This window comes from Pseudomonas sp. 910_23, assembly GCF_052850795.1.
This window is the reverse complement of the sequence record NZ_VXCZ01000018.1, coordinates 109,352-129,409: the sequence shown is the minus strand read 5'-3', so window position 1 is coordinate 129,409 and position 20,058 is coordinate 109,352. Positions and strand designations below refer to the sequence as shown.

The 20,058-nt window shown below is 58.6% G+C and carries 15 protein-coding genes; 2 read left to right on the top strand and 13 right to left on the bottom strand.

All coding sequences use genetic code 11. The annotated features are described in order from the left end of the window. Positions 1 to 183: 183 nt before the first annotated feature. Complete coding sequence (locus tag FW800_RS20905; RefSeq protein WP_248090632.1) at positions 184 to 1,287, bottom strand: hypothetical protein; 1,104 nt, start codon at positions 1,285 to 1,287, stop codon at positions 184 to 186. Between the two features lie 177 nt (positions 1,288 to 1,464). Here FW800_RS20905 and FW800_RS20900 point away from each other — a divergent pair, with 177 nt between their 5' ends. Continuing rightward, on the top strand, positions 1,465 to 2,091 hold the full coding sequence (locus FW800_RS20900; RefSeq protein ID WP_032878428.1) for a class I SAM-dependent methyltransferase: 627 nt from the start codon (positions 1,465 to 1,467) through the stop codon (positions 2,089 to 2,091). Positions 2,092 to 2,200: 109 nt separating this feature from the next. On the opposite strand, the gene FW800_RS20895 is transcribed toward FW800_RS20900, so the two are convergent. The 4 genes from FW800_RS20895 to FW800_RS20880 form a co-directional block, all read right to left on the bottom strand. Further along, entirely contained in the window at positions 2,201 to 4,390 is a 2,190-nt protein-coding gene (locus FW800_RS20895; protein WP_446438376.1) for a glycoside hydrolase, read from the bottom strand. A 210-nt stretch (positions 4,391 to 4,600) separates the two neighbouring features. Next, entirely contained in the window at positions 4,601 to 7,666 is a 3,066-nt protein-coding gene (locus FW800_RS20890; RefSeq protein ID WP_078820019.1) for an efflux RND transporter permease subunit, read from the bottom strand. Next, positions 7,663 to 8,733 carry an efflux RND transporter periplasmic adaptor subunit gene (locus tag FW800_RS20885; RefSeq protein ID WP_446438375.1) on the bottom strand — a complete coding sequence of 357 codons (1,071 nt, stop codon included), beginning with the start codon at positions 8,731 to 8,733 and terminating at the stop codon, positions 7,663 to 7,665. The genes FW800_RS20890 and FW800_RS20885 overlap by 4 nt, the downstream gene beginning before the upstream one ends. After that, the gene (locus tag FW800_RS20880; protein ID WP_248135701.1) at positions 8,730 to 9,812 is read right to left on the bottom strand and encodes an efflux RND transporter periplasmic adaptor subunit; all 1,083 of its coding nucleotides are present in this window, start codon (positions 9,810 to 9,812) and stop codon (positions 8,730 to 8,732) included. The genes FW800_RS20885 and FW800_RS20880 overlap by 4 nt, the downstream gene beginning before the upstream one ends. A gap of 121 nt (positions 9,813 to 9,933) precedes the next feature. Here FW800_RS20880 and FW800_RS20875 point away from each other — a divergent pair, with 121 nt between their 5' ends. Beyond that, a complete protein-coding gene (locus tag FW800_RS20875; protein WP_446438374.1) occupies positions 9,934 to 11,094 on the top strand; it encodes an AAA family ATPase in 1,161 nt (386 codons plus the stop codon). Positions 11,095 to 11,239: 145 nt separating this feature from the next. Here the strand turns inward: FW800_RS20875 and FW800_RS20870 are convergent, their stop codons facing one another. The 8 genes from FW800_RS20870 to FW800_RS20835 form a co-directional block, all read right to left on the bottom strand. After that, the gene (locus FW800_RS20870) at positions 11,240 to 12,088 is read right to left on the bottom strand and encodes a transporter substrate-binding domain-containing protein (RefSeq protein ID WP_122734780.1); all 849 of its coding nucleotides are present in this window, start codon (positions 12,086 to 12,088) and stop codon (positions 11,240 to 11,242) included. Further along, the gene (locus FW800_RS20865; protein WP_005783763.1) at positions 12,085 to 12,861 is read right to left on the bottom strand and encodes an amino acid ABC transporter ATP-binding protein; all 777 of its coding nucleotides are present in this window, start codon (positions 12,859 to 12,861) and stop codon (positions 12,085 to 12,087) included. Before FW800_RS20865 ends, FW800_RS20870 begins: the two co-directional genes overlap by 4 nt. Next, positions 12,858 to 13,517, bottom strand: coding sequence for an amino acid ABC transporter permease (locus FW800_RS20860; RefSeq protein WP_078820016.1), 660 nt, complete (start codon positions 13,515 to 13,517; stop codon positions 12,858 to 12,860). The genes FW800_RS20865 and FW800_RS20860 overlap by 4 nt, the downstream gene beginning before the upstream one ends. Beyond that, a complete protein-coding gene (locus FW800_RS20855) occupies positions 13,498 to 14,163 on the bottom strand; it encodes an amino acid ABC transporter permease (protein ID WP_005783759.1) in 666 nt (221 codons plus the stop codon). Before FW800_RS20855 ends, FW800_RS20860 begins: the two co-directional genes overlap by 20 nt. Before the next feature lie 250 nt (positions 14,164 to 14,413). Continuing rightward, positions 14,414 to 15,196: a MetQ/NlpA family ABC transporter substrate-binding protein gene (locus tag FW800_RS20850; protein ID WP_103734006.1), complete on the bottom strand. Its 783-nt coding sequence runs from the start codon at positions 15,194 to 15,196 to the stop codon at positions 14,414 to 14,416. Between the two features lie 109 nt (positions 15,197 to 15,305). Then, positions 15,306 to 16,232: a sigma 54-interacting transcriptional regulator gene (locus FW800_RS20845; protein ID WP_446438373.1), complete on the bottom strand. Its 927-nt coding sequence runs from the start codon at positions 16,230 to 16,232 to the stop codon at positions 15,306 to 15,308. Positions 16,233 to 16,280: 48 nt separating this feature from the next. After that, positions 16,281 to 16,862 (bottom strand): alpha/beta hydrolase, encoded by a 582-nt coding sequence (locus FW800_RS20840; protein WP_032878440.1) that lies wholly within the window; start codon positions 16,860 to 16,862, stop codon positions 16,281 to 16,283. 241 nt (positions 16,863 to 17,103) lie between these two features. Beyond that, on the bottom strand, positions 17,104 to 20,001 hold the full coding sequence (locus FW800_RS20835) for a glycosyltransferase family 32 protein (protein WP_446438372.1): 2,898 nt from the start codon (positions 19,999 to 20,001) through the stop codon (positions 17,104 to 17,106). Positions 20,002 to 20,058 lie beyond the last annotated feature (57 nt).

Here is a 20,058-nt window from a genome sequence, read left to right as displayed (position 1 = left end):
GCCGTACACGAAAATGCAGCAGCCACTCCAATTTCCCCATTACTTTCACTCGTTGTCCCACAGAACTTCGCAAAAATCATCCGAAGCGGTCAATCCGGCTTTGAATGGATTAACATCCGACCCGGAAACCGTTAGACCCAGGAGGTTGGGTAGCGAGCCCAGTCCGCCTGAAAACCCGCGAGGTCAGGGACATTCGTCCAACTGGGCAACGCTGGCATGGGGTACGAAGCTGACGGTTTTTTCCTTGGCCTGCCAGGGGCGCACGATGTAGCTGCCGTCCGAGTCTGCCATTACCCGCAGTTTTACACTGCGCTGCGGGTTGTCGGCGTCTACCAGCACGCGAAGAACCTTGGCGTCGTCCGACCAGGTCATCAGCGTACACACGCGCCCTCCGGAGGCGGAGCCTTGCAATGGCAACCCACCCAGCTTCGACCCGCTTGCCGGGATCAGCCCGAGGAAGACGATGAGTGCAAAGGCCGCCATTGAGGCGAATGCCACCGGGTTTTTATGATCCCTCATGCACACCACAAGGCAAGCGGCACATCCCTGGACCAGGAACAGCACCACCAGTTCGGCAAACATGAATGGCGCAAAAAGCACCGCACTGTCGGAATACTCGCGAAAGGCCCGGGAGACCGGCACCGTCACCATGAGGATTACCAGCATTTGAACGGCACCTGCACCGACACTGGCCAGCCAGAATTCTCCGGACAGGTCACGCAGTGCAATATGGGTGGGACGGGCGCGAAGGATGATGCCAACGTAGACCACAACCGCCAGCACGACCGCCACTATCCAGCTGATGGTCAGTAGAGGCCCGCTCTGGGCATTCACGGACAGGTAAACAGCGGACATCCAAAAGATACCCATGACGACCAGACTGGCGGCCCAGTGCAGCAACAAACGGCGATGTTGCGCCGTCACCTGCGGCGATGCCGGGCTGAGATTAAGCTGATCACTCAGGCGCACACCCGTGCCGTTCAGCCGCGTGAACAAGATGAACGTGGGCACCAGGATCGACGCGCCCATCATACCGATCACAAACACCAGCATGGCGAACATCGCTGGCAGCGCAGTGAATGCGGCGGCCGACAGAATGCTCAGGGGTACTTTTTCCACCTGGATGTACTGGTACAAATACAAGCCTGCCACCGACAGGATCCCCACCGTCAGCGGCCAGGCGCGTTCATTGAGCCAGAACAGGCCGCTGCTGAGTTTCGTGGCGTATTGGTCCACCTTGTTTGCAGTGAATTTCTGACCCTCACGTGAACGTTTTTCTTCTTCCATGAATGTACAACCCTCTTTGAATGAGGGCCGAATCTTACCCAGAATCCTGCGGGGCGGTCTGTCGGATTCTCCCAACACGCACACGATGAACCGCCCTACACCAGATACACGTCTTTCAACTCAAGGGTGAGCCTGAGGTATAGTCCGACCACCTCAACCGCAGCGGTGCGCCACACCATGAAACTCGCCCCCGACGACCTCAACCAGATCACCTCCACCACCCTCGGCCATTACAACAAGGTGGCCGAAGACTTCCGTGAAGGCACCCGCGATCACGATGTGAGCCAGAACATCGACGCGCTGTTGCGACATATCCAGGGCTCGGCGCCGTTTACCGTGCTGGATTTCGGCTGCGGGCCGGGGCGGGATTTGCAGACTTTTACGCGCATGGGGCATATCGCCGTGGGGCTGGATGGCTCCGAGCGGTTTGCGCAGATGGCGCGGGACGACAGCGGCTGTGAGGTGTTGCAACAGGATTTTCTCAAGCTGGACCTGCCACCCGAGCGCTTCGATGGCGTGTTTGCCAATGCGGTGCTGTTTCATATTCCCAAGCAGGAATTGCCGCGGGTTCTCAAGCAGCTGCATGGCACGTTGAAGCCTGGAGGCGTGCTGTTCAGCTCCAACCCACGGGGTGAGAACCAGGAGGGTTGGAATGGGCCGCGGTATGGCTCTTATCACGACCTGGAGGCGTGGCGGGGCTTGCTGACCGAGGCCGGATTTGAAGAGCTGGAGCACTACTACCGACCGGCCGGGTTGCCTCGGGAGCAGCAGCCTTGGTTGGCGAGTGTGTGGCGTAAAATTTAGTGCCGCATCGCCTGTACCGGCCTCATCGCAGGCAAGCCAGCTCCCACATTCGGAATGCATTTCACTGTGGGAGCCGGGCTTGCCCGCGATGGCGCCGTAACGGGCAGCGTTATTTCACCTGATACACCACCGGCTCCTCCCCCTCCACCAGCGCCGTCACACTGCGCCCGGCATACCCATCTTTCTGCGCGTCCGAAAAATTCGCCACCAACCGCGTCCCATCGGCGAAGGTGGTTTGCTGCAACAGTTTGTCCGCTGTCAGCCAGCGAAACTCAGTCATTGCCTGAGTCCCCAACCGTTGATGCAGCGGCCGAAAGAACCGGTCCTGGCGCTGAATCACCGGCAGCCTGTCCTTGAGTGTCGTCGCGCTCAGGTGATACAGCGGCGGTACGTTGTAGAGCAGTTGGGCCAGTTCATTTTCAGCCCGTACATTGCTCAGCTTGAGGTTGTCGAACAGCCAGTGATGAGTGGTGATCACCGAGCCATGGAACACCGCCTGATACAACGGCAGCCGCATCGTCGGGTCGAAATACACCGTGCGCAGCGACGCTTTCAACGGCACAGGCTTGAAGAACACCGCCGGCTGTTGCGCCGGGTACCAGTTGCCGACGTAATAGGGCGACTGCCGGTCGCGGGTCATGTCCCGGTCACCCCAGCCGATCACCGGAGTTTGCATACCATGGGCAAACATAATGCCCTGAGCGGTGACGGCGTTGCCGTCTTCGGAACCTGCGGGCAGTTTTAGCGAAGTGTTGATCCAGCGCGAGGCGTCGATATTGCCCTGGGCATTCTGCACCTGACTCATGGAGGCGCCGTCGCGGTAGCTGTCAAAGATCATGCTGGTGGCGTACGCATCGAGGAACCAGGCATTGAATCCGGCTGCGGCCTGCACCGCCTTTACCCGTGCTTCCAGCAACGGTCGCACACAGCGCGGGTCCGTGTAGTGGCCGGATTGTTGGAAACCGGCTTTCGGCTGGCCGTTCTTCAATATGATTGCGCAGTCACGGTACGCCTTGCCGCCCAGGTGGGCAGTGGCCCAGTCCGGATTTTCGCTGGCCGACAGCGCCGTTTCATACGAATCGTAAGGCGCCATCAAGTACCCGGCATCCACGCCTGCGCGAATCGCTTCGGGATGCCAGAGCCCGCCTTCCCAGCCATCCCCCAGGGCCAATAGCAGATGCGAGAGCCCCGCGTCACGCAAGGCTTGGATAGTCGAATGCCCCCAGGTTTCGGGGCGATCACTCAAGGCTGAGGCGAAATCCACGGCCAGCTCGCTACGCAACTCGCCGTAGCGAGTGCCAAGGCGACTCATGTCGGGCTCTTCCACTTGCCAGGCTTGCCGGGCCTTCTGGTTGATGGCCGCATTGAGGCCGCGCAGCAGCACGGTTTGCTCATAACGATTCAATGCGGTTGTCTGTGCGAGCACCTTCGCAGACTCTTTGTCCAGCAGCCTGCCAAGCTCATGGGTGCGCAGCCGTTTGATCAACGTTGGCCAATCACGGACATCATCCAGCGTCAGCAAGCCGTTGCCCCAGAGGTAAACGTGACTGGCGCCGAGCAATTTCACCGCCTCGGGGGTTTGCCGCAGCTTGTCCGCCAGCGGCTCGTAACGGCCCTGCTCCACCAACCATTGGCGATAACGCTTGGCGCCGGCCAATGGGTCGGCATCGCCCAGGTACAGGCGCAGCGTCATCGGTGCGTCGGGGGCAAGGGTAGTGAACTCATGGGCCGCTGACAGCGCCAGGCCCTGGCCGTCCGCTTGCCATTCAAGGCGATTGTTGTAGGGGTTGGTCAGCAGCCAGTTAAGCGTGAAGCGCCCGTGATCCAGGCCCCACAAGGGCAAGCTCAGGTCCTGGGTGGTATTGACTTCGCCGTGCTCAAGCAGGAACGCCTTCCACACGGGGTTATCAAAGGGCACATAATGCCCTTCAGCCAACGGCCAGATCAGCGCCTGGCCCATGGCCGTGGCCGGCTGGCGCAGCAGGGCCAGTTCACCCGGCTCGCGGGCGCTGATAGACAGAGACAGTTCGCGCTGTTCAAGCCGGGCCGTCAGGCGATAGGCGCCGCTGTCCCATTGCCAGGAGACCTGTGCGGCATCAGCTTGCAACGCACTGACAGCGTGCACGGCGACACCGCTGGAGGCTTGTACCGGGGCCTCCCCCGCTGGCGTGACACGCAGCGCCAGGGTTGCAGGGTCGAGGTCAACGCGCCACAGGGCGTTTTCCAGCACGGTGGAGGCAAAGACTGAGGGCGCAAGAACAAGCGCACAGAGCACAAAGATGAGGCGCAGGCACTGCATGGGAATCGACCTGGACGGAGAAGTTAGGTCGAGAGGGTAAAGCATGCAGATAGTGCCCGGGGCAACAAGTGGATCTTTCGGAAGCTTCCCACAGCCTCAAGCGAGATGAAGATCCAAATGTGGGAGGGGGCTTGCTCCCGATGGCGATGGGCCAGATACAGATGCACTGACTGAACCATCGCCATCGGGAGCAAGCCCCCTCCCACATTTTTAACCGCGCTGTTCCTGATGCTCTTGTTTGGGTTCGCGGATTTTGTACCAGGCCACATACAGCGCCGGCAAAAACAGCAGCGTCAGCAACGTGGCGATGATGATCCCGCCAATCATCGCGTAGGCCATCGGCCCCCAGAACACTTCCCGGGCAATCGGGATCATGCCCAGGCTCGCCGCTGCCGCCGTAAGCAGAATCGGCCGACGCCGGTGTTCGGTAGCTTCCACCACCGCATCCCACGGCGTATAGCCCGCCACTTCATACTCATGAATCTGTGTGACCAGAATCACCGAGTTACGGATGATGATGCCGATCAGCGCCAGGATCCCCAGGATCGCCACAAACCCCATCGGCGTACCGGTGGGGATCAACGCCAGCACCACGCCGATCAGCCCCAGCGGGGCAACGCTGGCCACCAGGAACATTTTCTGCACGCTGTGCAACTGGATCATCAGGAACGTGGCCATCAGGAACAGCATCAACGGCACCACACTCGCAATCGGGCCCTGGGCCTTGCCGCTTTCTTCCACGGTGCCGCCGGTGGCGACTTTGTAGCCCACCGGCAGGCCGTCACTGAATTTCTGGATGGTCGGCGCCAGTTGCTTGACCAGGTCGGTCGGCTGCATCTCATCGCGCACCGCGGCCTTGATGGTAATCGTCGGCTTGCGGTCACGACGCCACACCAGCGGCTGCTCCAACTCGTAACGCACCGTGGCAAACGCGAGCAACGGGATCGAGGTGCCGTTGGGCGTAACGATCTGCAGGTTCTGCAAGGTTTCCGGCGTACCGCGCTCGGCATCTTCGGCGCGACCGACCACATTGATCAGGTAGATATCGTCGTGCACCTGGGTCACCGCCGCGCCGCTGACCACGCTGTTCATCAACTGCGCCACGTCTTCCGACGACAGCCCCAGTTGCCGCGCCTTGTCCTGGGCGATGTCGACGCGTAGCACTTTGCCCGGCTCGTTCCAGTCGTAGATGATCTCGCCCAAGTGGGTGTTCTGGTCCAGCAAGGTCGCCAGTTCGATGGCGTGCTTGCGCACCTGGTCGGTGTCTTTACCGGAGACGCGGTACTGAATCGGCCGCCCGACCGGCGGGCCCATTTCCAGCGGCTGCACATAGCTGCCGATACCGACAAAATCATCGCGCAGGCGTTTCTGCAATCGCGCAATCAAGGCGCTGCGCTCTTCCAGGCCTTTGCTGACGATCACCAACTGCGCGTAGTACGGGTTCTCCAGTTGTTGGTCCAGCGGCAGGTAAAAACGGATCGCGCCCTGGCCGATGTAGGTGCTCCAGCGAGCGATGTCCGGGTCGTCCTTGATGATCGCTTCGAGGCGGTCAACCGCCTTGCGCGTCTCGTTGATCGAGGCGTTCTGCGGCAGGTTCAGATCAACCAGGATTTCCGGGCGATCCGATGACGGGAAAAACTGGTTCTGCACAAACTGCATGGAAAACACCGAGGCCGCAAACAGCGCCACAGTGATACCGATGGCCCACCAGCGGTTGCGCATGGCCCAGAGCATACCGCCATTGAACGCGCGGCCGATGCGCCCAGGCTCGGCGTTATGCGGCTTCACATTGGCGCTGAGAATATGCACGCCGATCACCGGCGCAAACAGTACCGCCACCACCCACGACACCAACATCGCCACGGCAATCACCGCGAACAGAGTAAAGGTGTACTCGCCCGCCGAACTGGCATTGAGGCCAATCGGCACGAAACCGGCCACGGTCACCAGCGTACCGGTGAGCATCGGGAACGCTGTTGAGGTGTAGGCGTAGGTGGCGGCCTGCTCCTTGGTTTCGCCTTTTTCCAGGCGCGTGATCATCATCTCCACGGTGATCATCGCATCATCCACCAACAGGCCGAGGGCAATGATCAAGGCGCCCAACGATACCCGCTGCATGGTGATGCCGCTGTATTCCATAAACACGAACACCAGCGCCAGCACCAACGGAATCGAGCACGCCACCACCAGCCCGGCGCGCATACCGAGGCTGATAAAGCTCACCACCAGCACGATAATCACGGCTTCGAACAACGCGCTGGTAAAGCCGCCGACGGCCTCTTCCACCACTTCGGCCTGGTCAGACACCTTGTGCACACCGACGCCCACCGGCAGGTCGGCAGTCAGCTCATCCATGCGCCCGTGCAGCGCCTTGCCGAACGACTGGATATTGCCGCCCTTTTGCATGGCGATCGCCAAGCCAATCGCCGGCTTGCCATTGAAACGGAACATCGGCCTTGCCGGGTCGACGTAACCGCGACTGATGTCAGCGATATCCGCCAGCCGATAGAAGCGGTCATTGAGGCGCAGGTTGACGTTGGCCAGGTCTTTCTCCGAAGCGAACTGCCCGGAGGTGCGCACCGAAATCCGCTCCGGCCCGGCCTCGATCACCCCGGCGGGCGTTACCGCATTCTGCGATTGCAGGCTTTGCACGACCTGACGTTGATCAATGCCCAATGCCGCCAGTTTGCGCGTGGAGAAGTTCAAGTAGATCACTTCGTCCTGCTGGCCGATCATCTCGACCTTGCCCAGCCCCGGCACCGAGCGGATTTCGGCGCGCACCTGCTCCACGTAGTCGCGCAACTGGCGCATCGACAAGCCGTCGCCAGTAAAGGCGTACACCGAGCCGAACACATCACCGAATTCATCGTTGAACGACGGCCCCTGCAAGCCCTGGGGGAAGGTGCCGCGAATATCATCGATCTTCTTGCGAACCTGGTACCAGATCTCCGGAATGGCCTTGGCGCTGGTGGTGTCCTTGAGGAACACGAACACCGTGGACTCACCCGGTCGCGTATAACTTTTCACGTAGTCGAGGGAGTCGAGCTCTTCGAGTTTTTTCTCGATGCGATCGGTGACCTGCTTGAGGGTTTCCTCCTGGGTAGCGCCCGGCCAGCGGGTCTGGATCACCATGGTCTTGATGGTGAACGAGGGGTCTTCCTCGCGGCCCAGGTTCATATACGAGAACACGCCCATCAGCAGCGCGACGAACATCAGGTACCAGACGAAGGACTGATGCTTGAGTGCCCAGTCGGATAAGTTGAAGCTCCCTTTCATCGCGGGCTGTCCTCGTCGATTTTGACTTTTTGCCCGGGTTTCAGGCTGTTCACGCCGGCGGTGACGATGCGTTCACCGGCTTTGATGCCGCCATTGACCAAGGCACTGTCAGCATCCCGGCTGACCACACTGACGTCGCGTGGCTGCACGGTCTGGCTCTGGGTATCAAGCAGCCAGATGCGCGTCTTGCCGTCGACGTCCTGCAAGGCGCTCAAGGGCAATTCGATACGCGGCGTAATGGCGCTGCTCAAGGTCACGCTGATGGCCGTGCCCAGGCGGAACGCGGCGGGAGTGTCGGTCAGGCTCAGACGTGCGCGGCGGGTGCGCGTGGCGCTTTGGGCCTGGGGTTCGATCTCACGCACGATGGCGGTGGTATGCACGCTGGGGTTCAGTTGCCCGGCGACCAGAAACACCACATCCGTCGGCAGGCGCTCGGCCAGGCCGGCAGGCAGGTCGATCACCGCCTCCTTGATGTCCGGGCGAGCCAGGGTCACCACCTGCTGCCCCGCGCTGACTACCTGGCCAGCCTCGGCATTCCAGGCGGTGACGATACCGGCGTGGTCAGTGTGCAGTTCGGCGTAATTGAGCTGGTCCTTGGCTTGATTGACCGAGGCGCGGGCCTGATCAAGGGTGGCCTGGGTGGTTTTCAGGTCAGTCTGCGCCACATCCAACTGAGCCTGGGCGCCGACGCCCCGGTTGAACAGCTCCTGCTGGCGACGGGCATTGGCCTGGGCATTGATGAACTGTGCCTGCACGCGGGCGAGGTCGCCCTGGGCGGCACGCAGTTGGTTCTGCTGGTCGGTGGGGTCGAGCACGGCAAGCAAGGCCCCCTTCTCCACCTCGGCGCCCACGTCGACGGCGCGACGGGCGATGCGGCCCGACACCCGGAAACCCAGGTTGCTTTCGTAGCGGGCCTGGATAGTGCCAGCGAAGCGGCCGAGGTTTTCCTGATCTTCAGCCTTCACTTGCATGGACAACACCGGGCGCACAGGTTCAGGCGGCGCCTCTTCCTTGGAGCAAGCCATCAGCAACAGGCTGGCGGCGACGATAACCGTCAGTTGCTTCATGGCTGGGCTCCTTGCTGGGCGATCTCGACCACCATGCCGGGGTGCAGCAATTGCCCACCGGCCACTACGACTTTTTCGCCGCCTTTAAGGCCCTCGCCAATAATCACCTTGCCGGTGAGGTAACGGGCCACCTTGACCTTGTGCAGCTGCGCCTTGCCGTCGGCATCCACCAGCCATACGGCAGGCTCGCTGAGGTCTTTGGTCAAGGCCGCCCAGGGTAATTCGATGCTGGCCTTGGCCGGGCCGTTGGCGGTGGCGCTCACCACCGAACCCAGCTCCATGCCTTTAGGCAGGTTTTGCAGGGCGATCTTCACTTGTATGGTGCCGGTATTGGCCGCCACTGCCGGGGTCACTTCCCGCACCTTGCCCACGGCTTTGATGCTCGGGTTGTCCAGCAGGCTGACGGTAATCGGCGCATCCGGCGGCGGCTCCACCAGCAGGGATTCATACACATTGAACACCGCGTCACGTTCGCCATCACGGGCCAGGCTGAAGATCGGTACGGTGGCTTGTACCACTTGGCCGACTTCGGCCTGGCGCGCCGTGATGATCCCCGGTGCATCGGCGACCAGCGCCGTGTAGCCAAGTTGCTCACGGGCGTTGGCCAATTGCGCCTGCGCGGCGGCCAGGGCACTTTGGCTGCTGCGCAACGCGGCCTGAGCGGCGTCGTATTCGCTGCGACTGGTGTAGCCCTTGGGCAAGAGTTTTTCCTGGCGCACGAAGGCGGCGGCGGTCTGCTTGACCCGCGCCTGTTCGGCCACAACCTGGGCCTGGGCGGAATCGACGTTGGTTTGCAGGTCCTTGGGGTCAAGCTTGGCCAGTACTTGCTTGGCCGTTACTCGGTCGCCCACGTCCACCATGCGCTGAATGATCTTGCCACCCACGCGAAAGGACAAATCGGTCTGCACCCGCGCCTGGATATCGCCCGTCAGCGTGACCGCCGCGGCAAAATCCGCCGGCTGCACGGTTTGCACAAATACCCGTGAATGCTGCTTGGGCTCGGCTTTGTCTTGGCCACAGCCGCTCAGCAGCGCCAGGAGGCCAAGGCTGAAAATTAATGTCGAAGCGCGACCGCCCATGCAGGCTCCTTTTGCGTGATGCTCACGTACAAGTGTGTATGCGACTGTGAGCTTAGAACAGGGTTCCTTATCTGCATGGAGGATCCCATACTCCAATGGTTCCCCAGCCGATTAAATGCATATGCTGAAAACCCTCGCGGTGGCCAATTACCGCTCGATCAACAAATTGGTAGTGCCGCTGGACCGCTTGAACCTGATCACCGGGCCCAATGGCAGCGGCAAGTCCAACCTGTACCGGGCCCTGCGCCTGCTGGCAGAAACCGCCCAGGGCGGAGTGATCAATGCCCTGGCCCGTGAAGGCGGGCTGGACTCGACCTTCTGGGCCGGGCCGGAAACCATCAGCCGGCGTATGCGCACTGGTGAAGTACCGATCGAATCCAATGTGCGCCAGGGCCTCAAACGCCTGCGCCTGGGGTTTGCCGCCGAAGATTTCAGCTACGCAATCTCTCTGGGATTGCCGGAAAAAACCTCGTCGTTCTTCAGCCTCGACCCCGAAGTGAAGAGGGAATGCATCTGGGCCGGCCACGTCTACCGCCCGGCCAGCCTGTTGGTGCAGCGCTCAGGTGCCATGGTACGTGCCCGCGAAGGCCGTGCCTGGGATGTACTGGCGCAGCACACACCCAACTACCACAGCCTGTTCGATCAGGTCGGCAGCCTGCGCGGCTCGCCGGAAGTGCTGCTGTTGCGTGAAAGCATTCGTGGCTGGCGCTTTTATGATCACTTTCGCAGCGACGTGGACGCGCCAGTGCGCCAGCCCCAGTTGGGCACGCGTACGCCGGTGTTGCATCACGATGGCCGCGATTTGGCGGCCGCGTTGCAGACTATCCGCGAGATCGGCGACCCCGAGGCGCTGCAACGTGCCGTAAGCGATGCATTCCCGGGGGCGCGCCTGAACATTGAACCGTTGCAAGGCGGACGCTTTGCCATTGAGTTCTATCAGGAAGGCTTGCTGCGGCCGTTGTCGGCGGCGGAACTGTCAGACGGCACCCTGCGCTACTTGTTGCTGATCGCCGCACTGCTGACGCCACGGCCACCGACCATGATGGTGCTGAACGAGCCGGAGACCAGCCTGCACCCGGACCTGTTGCCGGCATTGGCGCGCTTGATTATCCAGGCGTCGAAGCAGTGCCAGGTGTGGGTGGTGTCCCATGCCAGCCGCTTGATTGCGGCGTTGCAGCAGGATGAGGGGTGCAATTCGATTGTGCTGGAGAAGGTGTTGGGGGAAACGCGGATCGTGGGGCAAGGGATTCTGGATGGGCCGGCCTGGCATTGGCCGGAGTAGGTGGTGACTGTACCGGCCTCATCGGGAGCAAGCCCCCTCCCACATTTTGACCTGTATTCACACATCGGAATGTGTGAACCCGATCCAGTGTGGGAGGGGGCTTGCTCCCGATGAGGCCGGTGCAGCCAACACAAAAAGTCAGGTTTCAGCCCTGCCACTTCCCACCTTCAACAATCACACTTTCAGGCTTGGTGTCATCGCTCAGTTCTTTGCGCACATATTGGTCATAGAGCTTGAGCAGGAACTTCTCCTCGCCCAGCTTTGCCAGCTCGGCATTCACCCAGTCGCGCAGTTCGGTATTGCCCTTCTTCACCGCCGGAGCAATCGGTGCTTCATCACCCAGCTTTTCTTCCAGCACACGGTAGCCCGGGTTCTGCTTGGCCCAGCTGAACAGCACCAGGTTGTCCTGGGCATAGGCATCGCCACGCCCGGCCGACAGCGCTTGCAGCGACTCGGAGTTTTTCTCGAACTTGAGCAGCTTCCAGTCCGGGTGGTTTTTGGTCAGCCAGATGTCGGCGGTGGTGCCGGTGGTGACAATGGTGGTGCGAGTGGCCAGGTCATCCAGGCTTTTTACCGTGCTGTCATTCGGTACAAGGGCCTGCACCGCGACTTTCAGGTTGGGGTTGGTAAAGTCCACCGCTTCCTTGCGCTCGGGCGTCACCGTCATGTTGGCGAGAATCAGGTCGACCTTGTCGCTTTGCAGGAACGGAATGCGGCTGGCGGGCTCAACGGCGACAAACTCCACCTTGTTTTCGTCGCCCAACAGGTCCTTGGCGAATTGACGGCCAATGTCGGTATCGAAGCCGACGTAGCGGCCAGCCTCGTCGACAAAGCCAAACGGTGGCTTGTCCGTGAAGACGCCAACGATCAGCTTGTCCCGCGCTTTTATTTTGTCGATGTAGCTGACAGCCGCGGGTTTTACAGGCTCTTCGGCCTTTTTATCGCAACCGGCCAGCAAGGCGACGGCAAACAGTGGCAGCAGTAACTTTTTCATATCAGCTCCAGTTCCTTGATCTTTTTTGGCAGTGTTGAAACGAAGGAGAACTTCTCCAGGAACTGCTGCGCGCGTGCGGTCTGCGGGTTCGTAAAGAATGCCTCGGGGGTGTTGTGTTCGAGGATGCGACCGGCCTCCATGAACACCACGCGGTCAGCGACGGCGCGGGCGAAGGCCATTTCGTGGGTGACGATCAGCAGGGTCATGCCATCGCGGGCCAGGCCCTGGATCACTTCCAGCACTTCCTTGACCATCTCCGGGTCAAGAGCCGCCGTGACCTCATCAAAGAGCATGACCTGGGGGTTCATGCACAATGAACGCACGATGGCGATGCGTTGCTGCTGGCCGCCGGAGAGCTGGCGCGGGAACGCGTCGCGCTTGTCGGCCAGGCCCACGCGCTCCAGCAGTTTTTGCGCCTGCTCACGTGCCTCGCGGGGGTCACGCTTTTGCACTTTCAGCGGGCCGAGCAGGATGTTGTCGAGCACGCTCATGTGCGGGAACAGGTGGTAACTCTGGAACACCATGCCGATGTCCTGGCGCACCTGGCGCCAGTCGGTGTTTTTATCCAGCAGCTCAACGCCTGCAAACCGCAGGCTGCCGCTGTGCGCGACTTCCAGCCCATTGAGGCAGCGCAGCAAGGTGCTTTTGCCACAGCCGCTGGGGCCGAGGATCACCACCACTTCGCCGCTTTGCACGCTCAAGTCGATGCCCTTGAGCACCTGTGCCTGGCCAAAGAATTTGTTGAAACCCTGGAACTCGATCAATGCGCTCATGCGTGGGCCCAGCGCCGTTCCAGCACCTTGGAGGCGGCCGACAACGGGTAGCAGATAAAGAAGAAAAACAGGAACAGCGCGCCGTAGATCAATACCGACTCGTAGGTACGCTCGATGATTTGCTGGCCGACCTTGATCACATCCACCACGCCAATCAGCACCGCAAGGGAACTGGTCTTGATGATGCGCGTGTAGACGTTGATGGTCGGCGGCGTCATGCGTTTAAGGGCCTGGGGCAGCAGCACGTAGCCGTACAACTGCGGGTCGGACAGGCCAATCGACAAGCCCGCTTCACGCTGGCCACGCGGCAGCGAATGCAATGCACCGCGCACCACCTCGCCGACTTCGCTGGCGCCCCATAGCGACAACACCAGCACCGCGCACCAGAAGCTCGGCAGGCTCACACCAAAGAAAATCGGCAGGCCGAAAAACAGCAGGTACAACCACACCAGCACCGGAATCGCCCGGAACAGCTCCAGGTAGATGCGCAGCACACCGTTGATCACCTTGTTATTCAAGGTGCGCAGCACGCCATACAGCACGCCGCCGACCGTACTGAAAGCGATGCTCAAAAACGAAATCGACAGGGTTTGCGCAGCGCCTTTGCCCAGTTGTGGCAACGACACCCACAGCAACTCAAGACCCGAACTGGCCATGCTGGAGCCTCCTTTCCAAACGGCTGAGCAGCAACGACAACGGCAAAAACAGCAGCACGCAAATCAGCGTCAGCACGGCGAGCATCTCGTAGGTCTTGTAGTAGAGGGCGATGTAGCTCTTGGTGGTGTAGAGAATCTCCGGCACCGCCACCGCGGAAACCACCGTGGTTTCCTTGAGCAGAAAGATGAAATTGGCGAACAGCGCCGGCAGGCTGAGGATGCCGGCCTGGGGCAGAATCACATGGCGCAACAGCTGCCAGTCGGACAGGCCAATGGACTTGCCCGACTCGATCTGCGCCAGCGGCACCGCTTCCACACCGGCGCGCAACACTTCAGTGAGGTAGGCGCCGCCGAGAAAGGTCATGGTGATGATTGCCGCCCAGAACCCGGAGATATTCAAACCCAGGGCCGGCAGTGCGAAGTAGACGAAAAACAGTTGGATCAACAGCGGCGTGTTCCGCGCCAGCTCCACATACAGCGCTACCAGCCGTGACAGGTACGGCGTGCGAAACACCAACAAGGCTGCATTGATCAGCGCCACCAGCAAGGAGGTGCCGATGGCGATCAGGCCCACTTGCAGGGTTACGCCCACCGCTTGCAGGAACGCCGGCAAGGTGCTGAGGATAAAAGCGAAATCGAAGGTCATGTGCAGTCCATATCGCGGCATGGGTAATGCTGCGAGCGCAATCCGTTCCGGCGTGGATAACGTCGGGTAGCGCGAACTTTAAAGGTATAAAAAGCAAAATTTAAATACCGAAATAGCATATTGATATCACCCAAAAAACTAACCTTCGCCAGGGCGATCAATGTGGGAGGGGCAAGCCCCTCCCACAAAAAAAACGCCGACGCTGTAGTAGCCGTCGGCGTTGAAACCTTGAAGGGGGTTTTGAGTTACATCAGAACGCCGGCACGACTGCGCCGTTGTACTTCTTCTCGATGAAAGCTTTGACTTCCGGGCTGGTCAGGGCCTTGGACAGTTTCTGGATAGCGTCGCTGTCCTTGTTGTCCGGGCGCGCTACCAGGAAGTTCACGTAAGGGGATTTGGCATCTTCGATGATCAACGCGTCCTTGGCCGGGTTCAGACCGGCTTCCAGGGCGTAGTTGGTGTTGATCACATCCAGATCAACCTGATCCAGCACGCGTGGCAGCAGGGCCGATTCCAGCTCTTTGAATTTCAGGTTCTTCGGGTTGCTGGCGATGTCCTTTGGGGTAGCCAGTGCATTTTTCGGGTCTTTGAGGGTAATCAGACCGTTCTTTTGCAGCAGCAACAGGGCACGACCGCTATTGGAGCCTTCGTTCGGGATTGCAACAGTTGCGCCGTCTTTAAGCTCGGAAATATTTTTGATCTTGTTTGAGTAACCGCCGATAGGCTCAACGTGCACACCCACTACAGTGACCAGGTTAGTGCCCTTGCCTTTGTTGAAGTTTTCCAGGTACGGCAGGGTCTGGAAGTAGTTGGCGTCCAAGCGCTTCTCAGCGACTTGCACGTTTGGCTGCACGTAATCGGTGAAGACTTTGATCTGCAGGTCCACGCCTTCCTTGGCCAGGGTCGGCTTGATCAACTCAAGGATCTCAGCGTGCGGAATCGGCGTGGCCGCTACCACCAGCTTTTCGTTGGCCTGGGCGAAGCCGGCAGTCAGGGCAGCCGCCAGCGCGGTAAATAACAGAACCTTTTTCATGCAGTGTCCTTTTCTAACGACCATTTTTTATGTGAGGTGCCAGCGAAATGCTATCGCGGCGTAGGAAGGACAATACCTAGATTTTTTATTCCCGAACAATATCTTTTATTCACGTTGATATTCCATTTTGTTCATACAGGAAGGTACGCAGCGATTCGCGCTCGGTCGCACTGGCGCTGGCAAAAATTCGTCGCACTTGATCCAGCGGCGAGCCTGCCACCGGCAGGTTCAAATGCTCGGGCAAGATTTCATCGCCACTGCTCACCAGCAAGGCAAAGTGAATAACGTTTTCCAGTTCGCGGGTATTGCCCGGCCAGGTGTGACGCTCCAGTACCTGTTGAGCGGCGTCGCTGATAAGCGGCACCGGCAGGTCCAGGCGCTGGCTGTAGATGCCGAGGAAATACTCGGCCAGAGACAAAATATCCCCCACCCGCTCGCGCAACGCCGGCAGGTCCAGCCGGCCTTCGCTCAAGTAATGAAACAGGCGCTCGTGAAACTTGCCAACGGCCACAGCCTGGGCCAGGTCGATGCTGGTAGCGGCCACCAGACGTACGTCTACCGGGCTGGGCTGATGGGCACCGACGCGGGTGACCTCATGATTTTCCAGGGCCGCGAGCAATTTCACCTGGATCGGCAGTGGCAAGTCACCAATCTCATCCAGGTACAAGGTTCCGCCGTTGGCAGAGCCAAACCAGCCAGCCCGACTGCTCGCTGCGCCGCTGTGGCTGCCGGCGGCATAGCCAAACAACTCGGCATCCGCATAGGTAGGACTAATGGCGCCACAGTTGACCGAGACAAACAGGCCAGTACGGTCACTGCCACGGTGGATGTGTCGCGCCAGCAGTTCTTTACCACTGCCGGTTTCACCGCGGATCAATACGGGTAAGGCGCGCGGCGCAAGGCTTTCCAATTCTTCACGCAGTTGGCGTGAGCGTGGGTCGACGAACACCAACGCCTTGGCGCGGATGCTCAGTGGGCTCTTTTCGGCATCGGGAAAGGTCAGCAAAGGCTGGCCGTAGGTTTCATGCAAACTCATGGCAGGCTCCCGCCCCAATCCACTCAGGGACGGGGCGTTGAAAAAATATCAGGCACTACGCCGAGCATGGTGCTCGAGGCGGCTCTGCAGGCGATAGAGATAGGCGAAACCCTGCTCCCAGCGGCGGTGACCGGACTTCACATTGATATGCCCGGCGCCGGACAAAATGCCGGCTTCGGCCCCCCATTGACGCGCCAACTCCAGAGCCCGGGGCGCGCTGACGGCGCTATCGTTGTCGGAGCTGACCACCTGGCTGGGAAACGGCAGCAGGTCGGTGGGAATTGGTGCGAAGTTACGCAGGGCCGGGGCACAGGCTGCGCGCTCGACATCGGCTGGGGCTACCAGCAAGGCGCCGCGAACCTGACGCAAGAAATGCACGGGGGCAGTGGCCGCCCAATGAGCCACGGTGATGCATCCCAGGCTATGGGCAATCAGGATTACCGGTGTGCTGTCGGCGGCAATCGCCTCAGCCAGTGCAGCTACCCAATCCTCTCGACGCGGCGTCAGCCAATCGGCCTGCTCCACGCGAGCGCTGTTGGGCAGGCTGTGCTGCCAATGGGTTTGCCAATGATCTTCTGGCGATCCTTGCCAGCCCGGCACGATCAGATAACGAATCGACTCGCTGTGCATGGGTGTGCCCTCCTGCAGCTTTTAACGTTGCTGACCAGTATAGGGGCGCCCCAACAATCAAATAAGGAATAAAAAGGAATTTATTAATAACCAAAAACTCATCACATCATTTATTCGAATCCCACTCCCTTCCATATTCCTGGAAACCCAACCATCGTGCCCCCCGACGCCATGGCATCGGGGGGCCGGTAATGTTGAGTTGGATAACCCAATGCTCAACGACCGCTACCGCTATACCGACTCAACGAGAATGATGCATAGAGTGCTCCGAGCCGATATCGACCCCAAATTTACGATTCATGGGCATATAGAAATCGCGTACTTCCGTGTACTTTTTTCCGAAATCTTCGGGCAAAAGAAGACGCGCATTCAAAAGTTCAGTGATGTCATCAACCAACGGGAAAAAACCATATTCCTCTTGCGCCACTACATCACCAAACATTCTCGGCCCGGTAACCTCGAAGATTTTCGTTTCGTACTCTTTATAGGCTTGCCGTTCTATGTCTGTCGAACCTTCTCTTAAAAACGGACGATTATTGTTAAACCACGACTCGTTGGCTTTGAACCGCTGATATGACTCCTCCAGAATCTTGTCAAATAATGGATTGTCCGCATGGCTTGCGAAATTACTTGTATTGAACCCATTGAAATCCGCTCCCTCATAAGTAATGGGCGAGTTCATCAATAGATCACTTGGTGTGGCTTTCAGCGTGACATCCCCCACGTTGAAGGTCAGCGTGTCATCCGTATCCAGGTATATTCCACCGTGCTTCTTTATCAGTGCAACGCGCATCACATCCGATGAAGCCGCTAAATTTTGCCCTTGACCTGATCTAAAATACTGATACATCTCTCCATATTTACTTGCCGTTAGCTCTCGAAAAGCTTCATCGTCTTTCAGATCATGCACCTCCAGCCCACCCACTTTGTGATCCAGAGCAGATTTTATTTTCTGAAACGCGCTCCCGCTGTTTGCATCCACGTGAACGACAGACTTGTAACCCGGGCTTTTCCTGGCGTTCTCAATAATGTTCTGGATTAAATGCTCCGGCATTTCATTGCCAGCCCAAAAATAATGAATGACTTTGGGCACTTCTGTCGTACCGGACGGCAGCGACGGCAACCGTGGCAACTTAAGCGTTTTATTTATAATTGATGGAGGTACGCTCTTATTCCCTTCGATCGCTTCGGTTTTAGTACCACCTAACCATCTTCCTCGGCCATTACGCCAATAGAATATATCATTCACTTGACCATCTTCGTTGAGCCCACGCCAGAGGCGTGCCTCAACGTCATAAGTGACTTTAGTACCGTACTGCCCGACAAAAACCATGTAGTCCTGAGAAAACATTCGCTGCACGTCGTCCATGGGGACCGTGAACTCATCGAGGATAACGGGAGGCGTAGTAGGCCCCATTGGGTAGCCGATATGCCCATTGACCCGTCGTGGGGGATTGAAGAATGGACGCTCCTGTTCAGCCACTTGAGTGGGCGCCTGGGCTGCTGCATCAACCCCTGCTGTAACGCCCCCGTTGGCCATTCTCTCTGTCATCGCTTTCGCCAGCGGCGCCCCCGCATGGGTGACCAAGGGCGGTATCGCGTTCAGTACTCCAAATACAATCCGGTCAGAACCAGTGGCCTTTCCTTTGACGGCATCATCAATACCGATACCTGTTTGAGTGGCTCCGGCTGCCATGAAAAAAACATCCAAGCCTATCGCTACTTCCGGCATGACCAATGCCAGAGGCGTCATGAACATGGCAACCTTCGTGGCCTCTTCCACACCTTGCAAGACTTTGTTCTTGGTGTAGTCACCATCGCTGACGATCGCGTTTTCTGCATCCGAATAAGACCGCGCCTTTTGCCGGACCTTGACCGCTTCAAAAGGGTCGCTGCGCAAAGGCTCAACCGAGATAAAGCGATCGGGCACCCAGCCGTTGATCCTTGCAAGGAAGCCGTTGCCAGATACTTGCGCATTGGACCAATGTGCCATCCCGTCCAAGGATTGACGCACACCGTCTGCCAACAGCTTTTGGGCCTGGTCCTTGAGGGAAAAATGCGTCAGCAGTGATTCAAGTTTCACAGGATCAGTGGCTTGCTTGGCCAGCCAGATATTCATTTGCTGTGGGTTATCGAAACGATGTATCGGCGAGGAGTTACCAGGGATGTAAAGCAAGGTCAGCTGGGTTTTGCGATCGGTCACACACATCAAGTCGGTTGACTGCAGGCCATTGATGCTCAGCAACCCGATATCCAGGTTCGGATCCTTGACGGCAGGTGCTGAAAAGTCCTGAACCGTCAGCTCGGACCATTCCTTTTGCGCAACAGGCCCCAACGCCCTCTGGGCGAGTGCCGCCTCGACTGGGCCAAGCGTGCCTTCCAAGCGCTGTAGGTTGATCGCTTTAACAAAGGATATTTTACTCAATGAAGCATAGGAACTACTGTGCTTGTCCCAAAACCCGTCAAGGGTGTTCTTGTAAAGTTTGGTTCGGTCTGTATCCCAGACCAAGGCTTTGAAGTCTTCAACAGGAATGGACACTTGAGTGTCTGCACTATACAGCGCAGAACCTGGGGAACTCGGCTCTCGGTAAATAGCTTGTCGACTGTGTGCTTCCTGCACCCAACCGTCAACTTTATTGTAAATATAAACTGCCGGCGAAAAATACTTGGCAATCTTTACAAACCAGCCCTCATTATCCTCAATCGTTACATCTTGTCTGTTTTTCAACGCCGCTTGTGTCAGCGTTATTTTTTCCACAACATCTTTATCATCTTTACCATTATCTTTAAACGTAACCAGATACGTTTTATCAGGATCAACGTCGACGCCCCAATGTTGTTTTATTTTCGCCGAGAGTATCGTCGAAATTTCTTTCTCGGGAGAAATGTAGTTAAAAGTGTGTGTGCTGATATAAGCATCTATTTCAGGGTTTGGTTTCAACACCGGCGCCCCGGCCTTTGGCGCTTTACTCTCTCGATAATCAGCGCGACTTAATGATTTTTTGGGAAGCGGATGCTGCGCACCAGGCCTATCAGGCCGCGAATAAATCCTTGCAGGGGGGGTTTCTTCGAGCTGAGGGGGAGTTGATTGTGGGTTAACAAATGCACTTACCGAATGAATAGGAAAGCGTACGTTCATGCAACTTCTCCATTAGTTAAATTTCTCCATGCGCCGACTAGAGTAATCATACTGTTG

Coding starts and splice junctions, on each gene's coding strand:
- FW800_RS20905 (WP_248090632.1), bottom strand. CDS start 1,287: ATGGAAGAAGAAAAACGTTCACGTGAGGGTCAGAAATTCACTGCAAAC.
- FW800_RS20900 (WP_032878428.1), top strand. CDS start 1,465: ATGAAACTCGCCCCCGACGACCTCAACCAGATCACCTCCACCACCCTC.
- FW800_RS20895 (WP_446438376.1), bottom strand. CDS start 4,390: ATGCAGTGCCTGCGCCTCATCTTTGTGCTCTGTGCGCTTGTTCTTGCG.
- FW800_RS20890 (WP_078820019.1), bottom strand. CDS start 7,666: ATGAAAGGGAGCTTCAACTTATCCGACTGGGCACTCAAGCATCAGTCC.
- FW800_RS20885 (WP_446438375.1), bottom strand. CDS start 8,733: ATGAAGCAACTGACGGTTATCGTCGCCGCCAGCCTGTTGCTGATGGCT.
- FW800_RS20880 (WP_248135701.1), bottom strand. CDS start 9,812: ATGGGCGGTCGCGCTTCGACATTAATTTTCAGCCTTGGCCTCCTGGCG.
- FW800_RS20875 (WP_446438374.1), top strand. CDS start 9,934: ATGCTGAAAACCCTCGCGGTGGCCAATTACCGCTCGATCAACAAATTG.
- FW800_RS20870 (WP_122734780.1), bottom strand. CDS start 12,088: ATGAAAAAGTTACTGCTGCCACTGTTTGCCGTCGCCTTGCTGGCCGGT.
- FW800_RS20865 (WP_005783763.1), bottom strand. CDS start 12,861: ATGAGCGCATTGATCGAGTTCCAGGGTTTCAACAAATTCTTTGGCCAG.
- FW800_RS20860 (WP_078820016.1), bottom strand. CDS start 13,517: ATGGCCAGTTCGGGTCTTGAGTTGCTGTGGGTGTCGTTGCCACAACTG.
- FW800_RS20855 (WP_005783759.1), bottom strand. CDS start 14,163: ATGACCTTCGATTTCGCTTTTATCCTCAGCACCTTGCCGGCGTTCCTG.
- FW800_RS20850 (WP_103734006.1), bottom strand. CDS start 15,196: ATGAAAAAGGTTCTGTTATTTACCGCGCTGGCGGCTGCCCTGACTGCC.
- FW800_RS20845 (WP_446438373.1), bottom strand. CDS start 16,232: ATGAGTTTGCATGAAACCTACGGCCAGCCTTTGCTGACCTTTCCCGAT.
- FW800_RS20840 (WP_032878440.1), bottom strand. CDS start 16,862: ATGCACAGCGAGTCGATTCGTTATCTGATCGTGCCGGGCTGGCAAGGA.
- FW800_RS20835 (WP_446438372.1), bottom strand. CDS start 20,001: ATGAACGTACGCTTTCCTATTCATTCGGTAAGTGCATTTGTTAACCCA.